The organism is Paenibacillus sp. OT2-17 (genome assembly GCF_009827695.1).
Lineage (GTDB): Bacteria > Bacillota > Bacilli > Paenibacillales > Paenibacillaceae > Paenibacillus > Paenibacillus polymyxa_B.
Window position 1 is genome coordinate 1 of sequence record NZ_WUDQ01000559.1, and the last position, 2369, is coordinate 2369.

Annotated in this window: 4 protein-coding genes; all 4 read left to right on the forward strand. The window is 45.8% G+C overall.

Annotation, left to right across the window (positions count from 1 at the left end; genetic code table 11):
- On the forward strand, positions 1 to 109 hold a 109-nt coding region (locus tag GRP75_RS24535), incomplete at its 5' end, for a 6,7-dimethyl-8-ribityllumazine synthase (RefSeq protein WP_202404297.1).
- Between the two features lie 172 nt (positions 110 to 281).
- A complete protein-coding gene (locus GRP75_RS24540) occupies positions 282 to 1076 on the forward strand; it encodes a segregation and condensation protein A (protein WP_160790624.1) in 795 nt (264 codons plus the stop codon).
- A complete protein-coding gene (scpB, locus tag GRP75_RS24545; protein ID WP_160790625.1) occupies positions 1045 to 1656 on the forward strand; it encodes an SMC-Scp complex subunit ScpB in 612 nt (203 codons plus the stop codon). Before GRP75_RS24540 ends, scpB begins: the two co-directional genes overlap by 32 nt.
- 166 nt (positions 1657 to 1822) lie before the next feature.
- Positions 1823 to 2369: DUF2953 domain-containing protein (locus GRP75_RS24550; RefSeq protein ID WP_160790626.1), on the forward strand; the 547-nt coding region annotated here is incomplete at its 3' end.

Below are 2369 nucleotides of genomic sequence, written 5' to 3' on the forward strand. Positions count from 1 at the left end.
AGAAAACATTGAACAGGCTATTGAACGAGCAGGTACGAAGGCTGGTAATAAAGGTTGGGATTCGGCATTGGCTGCGATTGAAATGGCCAATCTCGGCAAGCAATTTTAATTATAGGAATAGCTGAATAGAACGGTATAAACTGCAAGGTGAAAAGGGATTGGATTGTTAAGCAAGGCGATGACGTATATACTACAGAAAGAGGGATTGATAACGTAGAGCATAAGTGCTATAGGGAAAGGTATTGTTGAATGATGATTGGAGTAAGGCAGGGGGAAGCACATTGACAGTCGTAAACTACAAGCTGGAAACATTCGAGGGTCCGCTGGATCTACTGTTGCATCTGGTTGATAAAGCCGAGATCGACATTCAGGATATCCCGATTAGCGATATTACTGATCAGTATATGGCTTTTTTGCACAGTATGCAGGAGCTGGAACTGGACATTACGAGCGAGTTTCTGGTGATGGCGGCGACGCTCTTATCTATTAAGAGTAAATTGTTGCTTCCCAAGCCACCTGTGATGGAATATGACGATTTGGATTTTTATGAGGAAGAGGATTATGATCCACGTGAGGAACTGGTCCGCAAGCTGGTGGAGTATCGTAAATATAAAGGGATTGCTCGCCATCTAAGTGAACGTGAGTGGGAGCGGAGTCTAATTTATGGCAAGGAGCCAGAAGATCTAAGCGCATTCCTGCCCACTGAACCCGCAAATCCGGTGCATGGGCTGCATGCAAGCGATTTGGTCGCGGCCTTTCAGCGTGCTTTGCGCAAAGCAGAACGACGTACGACGGTAACCCGTGTTCATCGAGACGAAATTTCAGTCAAGGACCGTATCCGACAAGTTATCGGGGCGTTAGAGATGCTGGGGAACGGAGGACGGCTGCTGTTCTCCAAGCTGATGCATGAGGATATGTATCGGCATGAGGTGGTTGTGACCTTTTTGGCTATCCTTGAACTGATGAAAATGAAACAAATTTTCTGTTATCAGGAGAAGCTTTTCGATGATATTGTAATGGAGTGGAGAGGGGATTTACGGGTTAATGGATTATCTGAAGCTGAAATCAATTATTGAGGGACTGCTGTTTCTCGCAGGAGAGGAAGGGTTGTCCACCAAGCAGATCGCCGACATTGTAGAGCAGCAGCAAGAACTGGTTGAACAGTGCTTGGAAGATATGAAGCAGGACATGGAGCAGGGGGGAAGGGGCTTGCAACTTGTCCGTATTGCCGGTCATTATCAGCTTGCAACTTTATCCGAACATGCACCTTACTTTGAAAAGCTCGCATACTCTCCGGCACGTGCCTCACTGTCTCAAGCTGCTTTGGAGACGCTGGCCATTGTTGCCTACCGCCAGCCCATTACAAGAGTTGAAATCGAAGAGATTCGGGGTGTCAAATCCGAGCGGGCCATACATACACTGGTCAACAAGGAGCTCATTGAAGAGAAAGGTCGAGCTGAAGCCATCGGACGGCCAATATTGTACGGAACGACGAAATCATTTTTGGATTATTTCGGTCTGGGCTCTTTGGCAGATCTACCGCAACCGGAGTTGTTCGAGGATTCGGACAATTTGGAGGAAGAGACTCAATTATTGTTCGAGCGTCTGGAGAGCAGCCAGCCTGCGGCCCACGATTTGGATCTTGAATCCCAATAAAGTTGCTTCGGATCTTGCGGCTTACTTATTTAAAGCTCAAACAGACAGCCAGTCCTCACATAGTTGGGGGCTGGCTGTTGGTATTTTAAGATGCATGATTTTCCGGCGAACGGTCATACTATTTTTGCCATGATATCTATAGCAAAAAGGTAGGGAGGACTCGCCAGTGTGGAAATGGATCAGTATCGCCATCATCGTCGTTATATTATTTGTGCTGGCTATTCTGCTCTCTCGTATTCGATTGAAGCTGGATATTGCCAAACATGACAATGATGATCGGGCGCATCTAGAGATCAGATTTCTATACGGGATGATTAAAATGAATTACGATATTCCGGCCATTCTCATAACAGGTTTAAAAAAAGGGCTTCTCTATCGGCTTGACCGCAATAAAAACATACATAAAACGGATGCTTCCGTGGATAGCGGAAATATTGATACAGAAAAAATAAAGCAATTTATACATGATATACGGGTTTTGCTCAAGGGAACGAAATCCTTACATCGATGGTTGCGACATACCTTGGCGCATGTGACGTTGTCCAAAATGGAATGGTCTACCAATATAAGTCTTGCTGATGCGGCTTATACAGCTACCTCAACCGGTATTTTATGGGGATTGAAAACGACCTTGATCGGTTTTGCTACCAGCTTTGTACGTGTGGACTGTATCCCGAAGCTGTTTGTCGTGCCCTATTGGGTGGATCGCTTGC

Bases quoted from the DNA above. Each gene is read 5' to 3' on its own strand.
- scpB (WP_160790625.1), top strand. From the start codon at position 1,045: ATGGATTATCTGAAGCTGAAATCAATTATTGAGGGACTGCTGTTTCTC.